Below are 13,867 nucleotides of genomic sequence, written 5' to 3' on the forward strand. Positions count from 1 at the left end.
TAACGGAAGGGGATCAGTGCGCGTCGGCGATGTGCTGCGTGCCGATGCGCTTGCGGAACACCCAGTACGTCCAGCCCTGGTAGAGCATCACGAGCGGGGCCGCGATGGCTGCGCACCAGGTCATGATCTTCAGGGTGTACGGGGTGGACGAGGAGTTGCTGACCGTGAGGTTCCAGCTCTCGTTCAGCGAGGACGGCATGACGTTCGGGAAGAGCGTCAGGAACAGCATCGCGACCAGGGCCGCGATGGCGACGCCGGAGAAGGCGAAGGACCAGCCCTCCCGTCCGAACATGTTCGCCACCAGCGCGGCGAGCAGCGCGACCGCCGCCACGACCAGCGCGACCAGGCTCTTGCCGTCACCGTTGTCGATCTGCGTCCAGACCATGAAGACGAGCCCCAGCCCCATGGTGATCATGCCGAGGAACGAGGCCGTCACGCGCGCCCGCTCCCGAATGGAGCCCACCGTCTTCAGCGAGGCGAAGACCGCGCCGTGGAAGGTGAACAGCGCCAGCATGGCCAGACCGCCGAGGATCGCGTACGGGTTCAGCAGGTCGAGCAGGGACCCGGCGTAGTTCTTGTCGGCATCGATCTTCACGCCCCCCACGATGTTGCCGAAGACCACGCCCCACAGCACCGGGGGGAGCAGCGAGGTCCAGAAGATCGCGTTCTCCCAGTTCTGCTGCCAGCGCTCCTCGTCCCGCTTGTGGCGGTACTCGAAGGCCACGCCGCGCACGATGAGGCAGAGCAGGATCAGCAGCATCGGCAGGTAGAAGCCCGAGAAGAGCGTGGCGTACCACTCGGGGAAGGCCGCGAAGGTCGCGCCGGCCGCGGAGATCAGCCAGACCTCGTTGCCGTCCCAGACCGGGCCGATGGTGTTGATGAGGACCCGCCGCTCGCTCCGGTCACGGGCGAGCAGCTTGGTGAGGACGCCGATCCCGAAGTCGAATCCTTCGAGGAAGAAGTACCCGACCCACAGGAAGGCGATGAGGACGAACCAGACGTCGTGAAGGTGCACAGCTGCCCCCTAGTACGAGAAGGCCATCGGCCGGTCGGCGTCGTTGTCGTCGCCGCCGATCCTGGTGGGCGGGTTGAGGTCGGACTCCGACAGCTCCTGCGGTCCGGCCTTGACGTACTTGACGAGCAGCTTGACCTCGACCACGGCGAGGATCGCGTACAGCGCGGTGAAGACGGCCATCGAGGTGATCACCTCGCCCTGCGAGACGCCGGGGGAGACCGCGTCGGAGGTGCGCAGCACGCCGTAGACGACCCAGGGCTGGCGGCCCATCTCGGTGAAGATCCAGCCCCAGGAGCTCGCGATCAGCGGAAAGCCGAGGGTGATCACGGCGAGCCGCCAGGCCCACTTGGAGAGCCCGTCGCCGAGCGCCTTGTCCTTGGTGAGCGCGAGATGCGGTATCTCGTCGTCCCCCGTCCGCAACCGTTGCGAGAGCCAGAACTTCTTGCGGGTGAGCCAGAGACCGGCCACGCCGAGGGCGAAGGAGGCCATGCCGAAGCCGATCATCCAGCGGAAGCCCCAGTAGGCGACCGGGATGTTGGGCCGGTAGTCACCGGGCCCGAACTTCTGCTGCTCGGCCTTGTTCACGTCGTTGATGCCGGGCACGTACGAGGAGAAGTCGTCGTGGGAGAGGAACGAGAGCAGGCCGGGTATCTCCACCTCGACGGTGTTGTGGCCCTTGGACACGTCCCCGTAGGCGAAGACCGAGAAGGGCGCGGGTGCCTGCCCGTCCCACAGCGCCTCGGCCGAGGCCATCTTCATCGGCTGCTGCTTGAACATGACCTTGCCCAGCAGGTCGCCGCTGACGGCGGTCATCAGACCGGCCACGACCAGCGTCACCAGGCCGAGACGGAGCGAGGTCCGCATGACCTTGACGTGCTTCTTGCGCAGCAGGTGGTACGCGGCGATGCCGACCATGAAGGCGCCGCCCGCGAGGAAGGCCGCCGTGAGGGTGTGGAAGACGACGACCAGGGTGGTGTCCTGCGTCAGCACCTTCCAGAAGTCGGTCAGCTCCGCGCGCCCGGTGGCCTTGTTGAGCTTGTAGCCGGTGGGGTGCTGCATCCAGGAGTTGGCCGCGAGGATGAAGTACGCCGACAGGATCGTGCCGATCGAGACCATCCACAGGCAGAAGCAGTGGATCTTCTTGGGCAGCTTGTCCCAGCCGAAGATCCACAGCCCGATGAAGGTGGACTCGAAGAAGAACGCGATGAGGGCTTCGAACGCGAGCGGGGCGCCGAAGACGTCACCGACGAACCGCGAGTAGTCGGACCAGTTCATGCCGAACTGGAACTCCTGGACGATGCCGGTGACGACACCCATCGCGATGTTGATCAGAAAGAGCTTGCCCCAGAACTTCGTCGCCTTGAGGTACCGCTCCTTGCCCGTGCGGACCCACGCCGTCTCCAGTCCGGCCACCAGGGCGGCGAGAGAGATCGTCAGGGGCACGAAGAGGAAGTGATAGACGGTCGTGATGCCGAATTGCCATCGCGCCAGGGTCTCTGGCGCCAACGCCAGTTCCACGTCGATGTCTCCTTACGGTCGCCGTTCTCGCCACACCTCCCGCACCTTTTGTCCTACATAAATGAGGACAAAAGCGGAGGTGCTTGTGAACGCGTTCACATTCACAAGCAATTATCTCCCATGGCGTTCAGCCCAGCGGATCGGGGGGTACGTGACCGTGGTCACGCGGTATTCCGTGGCGCGGAAAACCCCGACAGGGCCTACGAAACGGCCGCCGACCAGGCCGTTAGTGAACGTGTACACGCCGTTTTCCGTCGGCTCCCCTTCCCCCGACCTTCAACATATTGTTGAATTTGGCGTCATGCAGATACGCATCTCATGGCCCGCAGGTCACCTGACCGCCACCCTGGAGGACACGGCGACCACCACCGCCCTGGAAGCCGCGCTCCCGCTCGCCTCCACCGCCCGCACCTGGGGCGAGGAGGTCTACTTCGCCACCCCGGTCTCCCCCGCGCTGGAGGCCGGCGCCCAGCAGGTCGTCGAGCCGGGCACGGTCGCCTTCTGGACCGACGGCGACGCGCTGGCTCTGCCGTACGGCCCGACGCCCATCTCCCGCGGGGACGAGTCCCGGCTCGCCTCTCCCTGCAACATCCTCGGCCGCGTCGACGGCGACCCGCGCCGCCTCGCCACCGTCCACGACGGCGATCCCATCCGGGTGGAACGCGCCTGACGCCTCCGGAGATCCGCGCAGGAAAAGGGGGTGGCCGCGGCCCACAAGGACCGCGGCCCCCCCGCCGCACTACGCCTGCCGGTCACAGCTCCTTGCGGAACGCCTCCGCCGTCTGCAGGAAGATGTCGTTGCCCGCGGTCTCGCCGATCGAGACCCGCACGCCCTCGCCGGGGAACGGCCGCACCACGGCGCCCGCCTGTTCGCACGCCCGCGCGAAGTCCACGGTGCGCTCCCCCAGCCGCAGCCACACGAAGTTGGCCTGCGACTCCGGCACGGTCCAGCCCTGATCGGTCAGCGTCTTGGCCACCCGGGTCCGCTCGGCCACCAGCGCGTCCACCCGCTCCAGCAGCGCGTCCTCGCTGCGCAGCGACGCGACCGCCGCGTCCTGCGCGAGCTGGCTCACGCCGAAGGGCACCGCCGTCTTGCGCAGCGCCGCCGCGACCGGCTCGTGCGCCACCGCGAAGCCCACCCGCAGCCCGGCGAGGCCGTACGCCTTGGAGAAGGTGCGCAGCACGCAGACGTTCGGGCGGTCGCGGTAGAGCTCGATGCCGTCCGGTACGTCGGCGTCGCGGATGAACTCGCGGTACGCCTCGTCCAGCACGATCAGTACGTCCGAGGGCACCGCGTCCAGGAAACGCTCCAGCTCGGCGCGGCGCACCACGGTTCCGGTGGGGTTGTTCGGGTTGCACACGAAGATCAGCCGGGTCCGCTCGGTGACGGCCGCGAGCATCGCGTCCAGGTCGTGCACCTCGTTGTCGTCCAGCGGGACCTGCACGGACGTGGCGCCGGAGACCTGGGTGATGATCGGGTACGCCTCGAAGGAGCGCCAGGCGTAGATCACCTCGTCGCCCGGCCCGGCCGTCGCCTGGATGAGCTGCTGGGCCACGCCCACCGAGCCGGTGCCGGTCGCCAGGTGCTCCGCCGGCACGCCGAACCGCTCCGACAGCTCCGCCATCAGCCCGGTGCAGGCCATGTCCGGGTACCGGTTGAAGGCGCCGGCGGCGGCCACCGCGGTCTCCAGCACGCCGGGCAGCGGCGGGTAGGGGTTCTCGTTGGAGGACAGCTTGTACGCCACCGGGCCGCCCGCGGCGGCCGGCTTCCCGGGCTTGTAGGTGGGGACGCCGTCCAGCGCCGCACGCAGCTTCGGGGTCTTCTCGCTCACCGCAGGTCCTCCTCGACCGTCCCGCTCGTCACCAATACTGCACACCTTATGAGGATTGAGCCGTGCGGCGTAGGGTCCTCCGTCCCCCGGACCCCCTCGGAACCGGTACGGGCATGCGCATGTCATATACCGGCGCCATGCCCCAGCTCAGGGCGCAGGGGCTTTGCGGAGCGCCTCCCCCTGTGTCACGCGCCGGTGGCTCGCGCCGTGGCGCGCATCACCCGTGAAGGTGACTTGAGACCTCTTCGATACCTGACGCAATCTGCAGGTCAAGCCCGACGATCACCGGGCAGAATCACGTCCTGACCACCAACGCCCTTGCTTTCCAAGGGGTTTGACGGCCTTTCGGCATGCAGAAACGTGCCTTTCGCCTGCGCACAAGGGAGCCCCGCGATGGCCCCCTCCGAGCCCTACTATCGGCTCGCCATGACAGCAGCAGGGAAGCACCAGGTGAGCCGGTCGACCGGACGCCGGTTGGGGCGGGCAGGCATCCGGGACGTGGCCGCCGCAGCCGGTGTCTCCATCACGACTGTCTCCGACGCGCTCAACGGCAAGGGCCGGCTTCCGGACGCCACCCGTCGCCACGTCCGCGAGGTCGCCGACCGGTTGGGCTACCGCCCCTCCGCCGCCGCCCGCACGCTCCGTACCGGCAAGTCCGGCCTGATCGGGCTGACCGTCACCACGTACGGGGATGAACCTTTCACCTTCACCGAGTTCGCGTACTTCGCGGAGATGGCGCGCGCCGCCACCTCCGCCGCGCTGGCCAGGGGGTACGCCCTGGTCATCCTCCCCGCGACCTCCCGCCACGACGTCTGGTCCAACGTCGCGCTGGACGGCACGGTCGTCATCGACCCGGCCGACGGCGATCCCGTCGTCACCGAGCTCGTCCGGCACGGCATCCCCGTCGTCTCCGACGGCCGCCCCGGCGGCACCCTCCCCGTCACCGGCTGGGTCGACAACGACCACGAGGCAGCCGTCATGGGGCTTCTGGAGCATCTCGCCGACGCCGGTGCCCGCCGCATCGGCCTCCTCACGGGCACCACCACCGACACCTACACCCGCCTGTCCACCACCGCGTACCTCCGCTGGTGCGAGCGGGTCGGCCAGGACCCGGTGTACGAGTCCTATCCGGCGCACGACCCGTGCGCGGGCGCCGTCGCCGCCGACCGGCTGCTCGCCCGCCCGGACCGCCCGGACGCCGTCTACGGCCTCTTCGACCCGAACGGCACCGATCTGCTCGCCGCCGCCCGCCGGTACGGCCTCCGGGTCCCCGACGACCTCTTGCTGGTGTGTTGCAGCGAGTCCACGGTCTACGCCACGACCGAGCCCCCCATCACGACCCTCTCGCTCAAGCCCCGCCGCATCGGCACCGCCGTCGTCCAACTCCTCATCGACGCCATCGAGGGGCTCGACAGCGGACGCCCGGTCGAGCAGGTAATACCGACCGACCTGATCGTGCGCACCTCCTCTCAACGGAGGTCCCCACGTACGACGGTCAGCCCACCACGCGGACCGTCCGGCGACTGAGCGTTCCGCCGGACGGCCACGGCCGCGCAGGGAAATAGAGGGCGAAGCCGGGAGAAAACAGCAGGGAATGCCGGGCTCCGAACGATTGACCACCCCCGGGTGCGTCACAACCTGCGAGCGGCGTTCCTATGATGGGCGCACGACACCACGGACCGCCGTCGACCAGGCAAGGTCCGCGAGGTGCACGGCGGCGCGACGGTGGAGGGGTCGATGACTCAGGGGGCCGGTCTGGGACCCATGGTGCGGACCATGGCAGCACAACCTCCTGCGCCCGTTCCTCCTGGAACTCCCGGGGCCGCACTGGACGGTCGTCCGCAGGACGCATACGCCGCCGATGACGCGTACGCGCCGCAGGAGGGATACGTCCCTCAGGTCCGTCAGGACGGATACGGCCCGCAGGCCGGCCAGGTCCTCCAGGACGTACCCGCTCCCCAGGCGCGCCTCAACCCGGAGGTCCGCGTGCGGACCAGGGCCCGGCCGTACGCGCGCCTCACCTACGGCACCGGCCCGCAGGCCACGTTGCCGCAGGACGAACTGCCCGCCGACTACACCCCCACGGAGCGCGACATCCCCGTCGTCGGCCCGGACGGCACCCCGACCGCGTACACGGACACGCTCGTCGACCACCCCGCCGTCGACCTCCAGCAGGTCGGCGAGGGCGAGGCCGGCGGCCCGCTGTACGTCGTCGGCGACGTGCACGGTTACTACGACGAGCTGCGTGCCGCGCTGTTCGCCGAGGGGCTGATCGACGCCGAGGGCCACTGGGCGGCGGGCAACACCCGGCTGTGGTTCCTCGGCGACTTCACCGACCGCGGCCCCGACGGCATCGGCGTCATCGACCTGGTCATGCAGCTCTCCGCCGAGGCCGCCGCGGCCGGCGGCTACTGCAAGGCCCTCATGGGCAACCACGAGCTGCTCCTCCTCGGCGCCAAGCGGTTCGGCGACACCCCCGTGCAGTCCGGCGCCGGCACCGCCTCCTTCCAGGCCGCCTGGCTGCTCAACGGCGGCCAGAAGACCGACATGGACCGCCTCCAGGACCACCACCTGCAGTGGATGGCCCGGCTGGACGCCGTCACGGAGGAGGACGGTCACCTCCTCGTGCACTCCGACACCACGGCGTACCTCGACTACGGCGACTCCATCGAGGCCGTCAACGACGCCGTCCACGAAGTCCTCACCCGCAGTGACGCCAACGAGGTCTGGGACCTCTTCCGCAAGCTCACCAAGCGCTTCGCCTTCCGCGACGAGTCCGGGCCGCAGGCCGTGCGCGACCTGCTCGCCACGTACGGCGGCGAGCGCATCGTCCACGGTCACAGCCCCATCCCGTACCTCCTCGGCGAGGTCGGCACCGAGGACGGCGAGGGCGAGGACACCATCGTCGAGGAGCCGCACGTGTACGCCGACGGGCTCGCGGTCGCCATGGACGGCGGCGTCACGATGGCCGGAAAGCTGCTCGTCGTCCAACTTCCCCTGACTGTCTGACCCGTATCGGGGCAGGGGTACCGCAGGCCGGCGGTGGGACCTGCCGGGCGGCCGGGGAGGGCTTGTCACGGGCGGAGCGAATTTCCGAAATCCTCTGTCACGCCATGCTGGAGGCGCTCTACCATCGGTCTATCCGTAGCAGGCTCTCCTCCGTTTCCCGCCAACTGCCCGGCCCACGCCGGCCCGTACGGCCCTACGGAGCATCGGGGGATGCACATGAACAGCGCTCCGCACCTGCTGAACGAGGACCGCGAGGAATTCCGGCGGGCCCTCGACGAGGCACTGCGCACCGCGGCCGACCGCCCGGATCTCGCCGCGACGGGCATGCGCCTCAACACCGAGCAGCTGCGCACCATGGCGCTCAGCGCCACGACCGCCATCGCCGCATGCGCGACGGCCGAGTACCAGCATTACGTCGCGCTCCGGGCGGAGTTGCGCGCGCCCGCCTCCGCGCGCCCGGCCACGGCCGGTACCGAAGCGGGCGAGGGCGGCGTTGACGGCGCGGGTGGTGCCGGCGTCGGCTTCGCCACGGTGGGCGAGGTCGCCGAGGCCACCGGCGCCGGACTGGCCGCCATGGTCACGGTCCTCGCGCCCGTCCTGGCCGGTATCGCCGCGGTCCTCTTCCTCCTCATCGGTTACGTCCTGCACACCGTCGACCCCGACGCGTCCCTGGCCCAGCCGCTGATCAGCGTCGGCTGGGTCTTCGCGGCCCTGACCGCGGCGACGATCCTCATCGCGATGGGCGGCCTGGTGGTCACCGCGCTCCGCAACGGCGCCACGTCCCTGCGCGCCTCCCGCCCCACGGAACTGGCCCAGGAGGTCGAACGGGCGAAAGAGCGCTGGCTCCAGGCCCTCCGGGAACGCGGCCTGAATCCCTTCCTTCTGGAAGCCCTGACGGCTCCGGAGCCGCCTCCGGAGCCGGACATCCGGAAGCGGGAGAAGGGCCCGGCGGTCCCCGCGAGCACGGTGGTGCCCGCGGAACCGACGGCCGCGGACAGCTCTACCGCCGTCCAGGAACACGCACCGGACACGGCCGGCGCGGGCGAGGCGACCGGGCCCGCGTCCGCAGACGGACAGTCGCCGCCGGCCCCCGAGGCCGCCGGAAGGTTCGTGGCACACCGCTCCCCGGACAGCGGCCGGATGCCCACACTCGGCTACACCCACCCGCGCTTCTCGGGTCCCGAGGACGACCACCGCACCACCACCCGCCCGCGCTTCACGAGCCCGGACTTCACCAGCCCGGACTACGGCGGCCCGGACCACCAGCCGGAGTGATTCCCGCACGACGAGGAGGCCCCGGTATCCCCGGGGCCTCCTCGTCGTGCGTTCAGGTCGTGCCTGCGGTCAGTCCGCGATCGGCAGGTACACCCGGTTGCCCGCTGCCGCGAATTCCTTGGACTTCTCGGCCATGCCGGCCTCGGGGTCCACGGACAGGTCGCCGCCGTGCTCGCGGCGGATGTCCTGGGAGATCTTCATGGAGCAGAACTTCGGGCCGCACATGGAGCAGAAGTGCGCCGTCTTGGCCGGTTCGGCCGGGAGCGTCTCGTCGTGGAAGGCGCGGGCCGTGTCGGGGTCGAGGGCCAGGTTGAACTGGTCCTCCCAGCGGAACTCGAAACGGGCGTCGGAGAGGGCGTCGTCCCACTCCTGGGCGCCCGGGTGCCCCTTGGCCAGGTCGGCCGCGTGGGCCGCGATCTTGTACGTGATGACGCCGGTCTTCACGTCGTCGCGGTCCGGCAGGCCCAGGTGCTCCTTGGGCGTGACGTAGCAGAGCATCGCCGTGCCCCACCAGGCGATCATCGCGGCGCCGATGCCCGAGGTGATGTGGTCGTAGGCGGGGGCGATGTCGGTGGTCAGCGGGCCGAGCGTGTAGAACGGCGCCTCCTCGCAGATCTCCTGCTGGAGGTCGATGTTCTCCTTGATCTTATGCATCGGGACGTGGCCCGGGCCCTCGATCATGGTCTGTACGCCGTGTGCCTTGGCGATCGTGTTCAGCTCGCCGAGGGTCTTCAGCTCCGCGAACTGCGCCTCGTCGTTGGCGTCGGCGATGGAGCCCGGGCGCAGCCCGTCACCGAGCGAGAACGTCACGTCGTACGACGCGAGGATGTCGCAGAGCTCTTCGAAGTTCTCGTAGAGGAAGGACTCCTTGTGGTGCGCCAGACACCACGCCGCCATGATCGAGCCGCCACGGGAGACGATGCCGGTCTTGCGGCGGGCGGTGAGCGGGACGTACCGGAGGAGCACGCCGGCGTGGACCGTCATGTAGTCGACGCCCTGCTCGGCCTGCTCGATGACGGTGTCCTTGTAGATCTCCCAGGTGAGCTCCTCGGCCTTGCCGTCGACCTTCTCCAGGGCCTGGTAGAGGGGGACGGTGCCGATCGGGACGGGGGAGTTCCGCAGTACCCACTCGCGGGTGGTGTGGATGTTGCGGCCGGTGGAGAGGTCCATGACCGTGTCGGCGCCCCAGCGGGTCGCCCAGGTCATCTTCTCCACCTCCTCCTCGATGGAGGAGGTCACCGCGGAGTTGCCGATGTTGGCGTTGACCTTCACCAGGAAGTTCTTGCCGATGATCATCGGCTCGATCTCCGGGTGGTTGACGTTGGCCGGCAGTACCGCGCGGCCCGCGGCGATCTCGTCGCGTACGAACTCCGGCGAGCAGTTCTCGCGGACCGCGACGTACTCCATCTCCGCGGTGATCTCGCCGCGCTGCGCGTACGCGAGCTGCGTGACGGCGCCGTCCCGGCCGCGGCGGGGCTGCCGCGGGCGGCCCGGAAACACCGCGTCGAGGTTCTTCAGGCCGCCACGCGGCGAGGTGTGCTTGAGGCCGTCGTCCTCCGGACGCATCGGCCGGCCCGCGTACTCCTCGGTGTCGCCGCGAGCGATGATCCAGTTCTCCCGCAGCGGCGCGAGGCCGCGGCGGACGTCGGTTTCGATGTTGGGGTCGGTGTACGGCCCTGACGTGTCGTAAAGCGTCACGTGCTCGCCGTTGGTGAGGTGCACTCGCCGGACGGGAACCCGGAGGTCCGGGCGCGATCCGGAGACATAGCCCTTGTGCCAGCCGATCTGCTGCTCGCCGGCAGCCTCGGTCGCACCGTTTTCGGGCGTGCGTGCATCCTGCAGAGTCATTGAGACCCACTCCCTACGCCGGCATTACCCGGTAACAGGTTCGGCGGTCGACGCAGCTCTTTCCGTGTCGGTGTTTCACGTGAAACACCGCTGGTACGGAATCAGCGCCCTCTCAGCCCGGTGCTCCGAGCTCCCGCGATTGCAAAGGTGCCACCACGGTAGCGGCCGGAGCCGCGTGGTGAACAGGGGGCCCGGTGAGTTGTTGGATGATCGGGCGGTGACCCGCAACGAGCCCGAGACCCAGCCGCACACTCATCCGCATGCGCACGGCCACAGCCATGGCCACGGACCCGCCGCGCCCGTCTCCCACCACCTGCGCAAGGTCATCGCCGCGGTACTGATCCCGTTCGCCCTGGCGGTGGGCGTCGGACTGATCGCCCTCTGGCCCGGCGGCGCGCCCGCGCACAAGCCGTCGGGGGTCGGCTTCGACCAGGAGACCCAGTCCGCGCGGGTCGTCCGGCTGACGAAGGTGGACTGCGCGGACGTCAACGCGCAGCAACAGCAGCAGATGCAGCAGCAACAGCCGCCGACGGGACCCGGCAGCGGCGCGCAGCAGAACGCGCAGAGCTGCGAGCAGGCCACCATCGAGGTCACCACCGGCAAGGACACGGGCCACCGCTTCAAGACCGTGGTGACGCCGGACGCCTCGCGCCGTTACACCGAGGGCCAGGGCGTCGTGGTGGCGTACGCGCCCAAGGCGCCCCGGGACCTGCAGTACTCGGTCACCGACGTGGACCGCACCTTCCCGATGTGGGTGCTGGCCGCGGTGTTCGCACTGGCGGTGGTGGTCGTCGGGCGGCTGCGCGGGGTACTGGCACTGGTCGCGCTGGCGGCGAGCTTCGCCGTCCTCACGCTGTTCATCCTGCCGGCCATCCTGCAGGGCTCGAATCCGCTGCTGGTGGCGGTGGTCGGGGGCAGCGCGATCATGCTCATCGCGCTCTACATGTGTCACGGCCTGACGGCCCGTACATCGGTCGCGGTGCTCGGCACGCTGGCGTCACTGCTGCTGATCGGGCTGCTGGGATCGGTGTTCATCGGCTGGGCGCAGCTGACGGGCAACACGGACGACCAGACGGGGCTGGTGCACAGCCTCTACCCGGGCATCGAGATCCGCGGTCTGCTGCTGGCGGGGATCATCATCGGGTCGCTGGGCGTGCTGGACGACGTGACCGTGACCCAGACGGCGGCCGTGTGGGAGCTGCGGGACGCCGACCCGACGGCGAGCCGGCGGAAGATCTACGGGGCGGCGATGCGGATCGGGCGGGACCACATCGCGTCGGTGGTGAACACGCTGGTACTGGCGTACGCGGGCGCCGCGCTCCCGTTGCTCCTGCTGTTCTCCATCGCACGCAGCAGTGTCGGTACGGTCGCCACCAGCGAGGTGGTGGCCGAGGAGATCATCCGGACGCTCGTGGGCAGCATCGGGCTCGTCGCTTCCGTACCGCTGACCACGCTGCTGGCGGTACTGGTGGTCTCCGCGGACCGGGGCAGCCGGAGCGGGCCGCGCACGGAGCACGGCCGGGAGGCCGGTCCGGGGCCCGGGCAGCCGGGCAGCAGACGCGGTGGACGGGGCCGCCGCCGCAAGCGCTGACCGGGCCGGACCGGCGGTCAGCCCGCTCGTTGCGCGTTCGCGAAGATCCGGTCCAGCTCCGCGTCGAGCGTGCCGCAGATCTCCTCCTGGCCGAGCGGCACCAGCCGGTCCGTACGGTCCAGGAAGGCGACCAGCGGAGCCGCACCGACGCGGAAAAGAGCCTGCTCGGAGCCCACCTGCAGACTGACGAAGACGTCACTGAGGTGCGCGCCCGAGGCCGGCTCCACGTGGATGTCCCCTTCACCGGCCGGCCGGCTCAGACCGTCCAGGAGGAGTTCCCGGCTGAACGCCCAGGTCACCGGGGCGTCACCCGGGAGATCGAACGTGAAGCGCACGGCATAGGGATCGGCGCTGTCGAAATCGAGCTCCACCGGAATCCGGAAGGCGAGTTCCTCGGAGACGATGAAGCTCATCATCACTTCTGCCTGCACTGTTTGGCTCATCAACCACTGCCCCGCACTACTTGATCGAAGTGGCCGGTAATGATCCGCCGACCGCTATTGACGCCATCGTCGACCAGTTGCCGACAGATCACAAGGAGTAATTTTTCAGATACTGATAGAGAAGGCCAGCGTCATAAGGGTCGACTCTGCCATCCTCTGTACCTTTTCGGTTACAGCCAGCAGTCTCTCCGCCTCACCTGCGGGGAGAGAAATCGCCACGGTCGCCGCCGCCGAACCGACCTGAATGGGAATTGCCGAACACACCGTACCGATGGCATATTCCTCGCGTTCGACGGCGAGTTGGGCCTTACGCACCGTGTTCAACCGGTGCAGCAGATCGCCCTCCGTCCGTACGGAATGGGGCGTGAGCGACTGCACTTGGTACCGGGAAAGATGATCTTTCCGCCCCTCTTCGTCGAGTTGGGCCAGCAGGCACTGGCCTATCGCGTGCGCGTGAGCGGTCGTACGGAAGTCCGCCCATTCCTCGACCGGCGGCCGCTCCGGATCGTCGCTCACCGCGACCACCTCCACCTCGCCCGCGTGGTACACGGCGAAATACAGCGCGGCGCCCACCTCTTGACCGATGGCCGAGAGCGCCTGCGCGATCCGGGAGTAACGCCGGCGGCGGGCCCCTGACCGGCCGATGAGCTCGGCGGCCTCGCCGAGGAGGAACACGCCGTTCTCACGCTGGAGATATCCCTCGTGGGTCAGAGTGCGCAGCAGGTGGTACGTGGTCGGGAGGGGATAACCGGTCTCCCTGGCCAGTTGTTTGGCGGGCGCGCCGCGCGGGTGGGCGGCCACCGCTTCGAGGAGGCGCAGCGCCCGCTGGACGGAGCCGATCAGTGTCGGGGAAGTCGTGGATGCGTCGTTCGCCGTGGCCAAGACCAACCCCCAGGACAGGTCGCCGGGGTGCCGACCCCGGGCTCGGGCCCCGCGCCCGCGCCGCGTGCGCTTTCCGGTCACCGTCCGCGCCGTCCAGACCGGCCGGACCGGCCGGACATTCCGGAGCGTCGGCATCCGGAAGGCGCCCCGCGTCGGCACTCTAACGTGAGCGCTGCGGAGGGCAGGTCGATTAGCTTGCGAATTACCTCGGGCGGCGCATTTCTTGACTTGGCCGGAAGCCCACCTGTCGCGAGCGCCCCGGACATCAGTTCGCAAAGACAAACCCGTGCGGAGGAACCGCGGTACGGATACAAGAACGAACAACGGGACGAACGGCAGAAACGAACAAAAGGCGTCCCGATCCCCCTGAGGGGGAACGGGACGCCCGACGATTCGCCGCGGTGTCACCACTCGCGCGGTATCACCACTCGCTGTGCGGTGAACGCGCAGCTCA

At 69.3% G+C, this 13,867-nt stretch carries 11 protein-coding genes; 5 read left to right on the forward strand and 6 right to left on the reverse strand.

Annotated elements, in window-relative coordinates; translation table 11 throughout:
* Positions 1 to 13 precede the first annotated feature (13 nt).
* Both cydB and IG84_RS0100695 read right to left on the reverse strand, forming a co-directional pair.
* Complete coding sequence (cydB, locus tag IG84_RS0100690; protein ID WP_031049848.1) at positions 14 to 1,015, reverse strand: cytochrome d ubiquinol oxidase subunit II; 1,002 nt, start codon at positions 1,013 to 1,015, stop codon at positions 14 to 16.
* A gap of 9 nt (positions 1,016 to 1,024) precedes the next feature.
* On the reverse strand, positions 1,025 to 2,533 hold the full coding sequence (locus tag IG84_RS0100695; RefSeq protein WP_031049850.1) for a cytochrome ubiquinol oxidase subunit I: 1,509 nt from the start codon (positions 2,531 to 2,533) through the stop codon (positions 1,025 to 1,027).
* Between the two features lie 301 nt (positions 2,534 to 2,834).
* On the opposite strand from IG84_RS0100695, the gene IG84_RS0100700 reads away from it, so the two are divergent.
* Positions 2,835 to 3,203 (forward strand): cyclophilin-like fold protein, encoded by a 369-nt coding sequence (locus tag IG84_RS0100700; RefSeq protein ID WP_031049853.1) that lies wholly within the window; start codon positions 2,835 to 2,837, stop codon positions 3,201 to 3,203.
* A gap of 82 nt (positions 3,204 to 3,285) precedes the next feature.
* Here IG84_RS0100700 and hisC read toward each other — a convergent pair whose 3' ends face one another.
* Positions 3,286 to 4,365, reverse strand: coding sequence for a histidinol-phosphate transaminase (hisC, locus tag IG84_RS0100705; RefSeq protein WP_031049855.1), 1,080 nt, complete (start codon positions 4,363 to 4,365; stop codon positions 3,286 to 3,288).
* Positions 4,366 to 4,791: 426 nt separating this feature from the next.
* Here hisC and IG84_RS0100710 point away from each other — a divergent pair, with 426 nt between their 5' ends.
* From IG84_RS0100710 to IG84_RS0100720, 3 genes are all read left to right on the forward strand, one after another.
* Positions 4,792 to 5,892 (forward strand): LacI family DNA-binding transcriptional regulator, encoded by a 1,101-nt coding sequence (locus tag IG84_RS0100710; RefSeq protein ID WP_031049857.1) that lies wholly within the window; start codon positions 4,792 to 4,794, stop codon positions 5,890 to 5,892.
* A 249-nt stretch (positions 5,893 to 6,141) separates the two neighbouring features.
* Positions 6,142 to 7,374: a metallophosphoesterase gene (locus IG84_RS0100715; protein WP_245659182.1), complete on the forward strand. Its 1,233-nt coding sequence runs from the start codon at positions 6,142 to 6,144 to the stop codon at positions 7,372 to 7,374.
* A gap of 210 nt (positions 7,375 to 7,584) precedes the next feature.
* Positions 7,585 to 8,649, forward strand: a complete 1,065-nt coding sequence (locus IG84_RS0100720; RefSeq protein WP_031049864.1) for a hypothetical protein — start codon at positions 7,585 to 7,587, stop codon at positions 8,647 to 8,649.
* Positions 8,650 to 8,718: 69 nt separating this feature from the next.
* Here IG84_RS0100720 and thiC read toward each other — a convergent pair whose 3' ends face one another.
* The gene (gene thiC, locus IG84_RS0100725; protein WP_031049866.1) at positions 8,719 to 10,497 is read right to left on the reverse strand and encodes a phosphomethylpyrimidine synthase ThiC; all 1,779 of its coding nucleotides are present in this window, start codon (positions 10,495 to 10,497) and stop codon (positions 8,719 to 8,721) included.
* Positions 10,498 to 10,714: 217 nt separating this feature from the next.
* Here thiC and IG84_RS0100730 point away from each other — a divergent pair, with 217 nt between their 5' ends.
* Positions 10,715 to 12,088, forward strand: a complete 1,374-nt coding sequence (locus IG84_RS0100730) for a YibE/F family protein (RefSeq protein WP_031049868.1) — start codon at positions 10,715 to 10,717, stop codon at positions 12,086 to 12,088.
* A gap of 17 nt (positions 12,089 to 12,105) precedes the next feature.
* On the opposite strand, the gene IG84_RS0100735 is transcribed toward IG84_RS0100730, so the two are convergent.
* Together IG84_RS0100735 and IG84_RS0100740 are read right to left on the reverse strand one after the other, a co-directional pair.
* On the reverse strand, positions 12,106 to 12,531 hold the full coding sequence (locus IG84_RS0100735; protein ID WP_031049871.1) for an SsgA family sporulation/cell division regulator: 426 nt from the start codon (positions 12,529 to 12,531) through the stop codon (positions 12,106 to 12,108).
* Between the two features lie 105 nt (positions 12,532 to 12,636).
* Complete coding sequence (locus IG84_RS0100740; protein WP_031049873.1) at positions 12,637 to 13,413, reverse strand: IclR family transcriptional regulator; 777 nt, start codon at positions 13,411 to 13,413, stop codon at positions 12,637 to 12,639.
* Positions 13,414 to 13,867 lie beyond the last annotated feature (454 nt).

Origin of the sequence: Streptomyces ochraceiscleroticus, assembly GCF_000720485.1 — a bacterium.
GTDB classification, from domain to species: Bacteria; Actinomycetota; Actinomycetes; order Streptomycetales; family Streptomycetaceae; genus Streptomyces; species Streptomyces ochraceiscleroticus.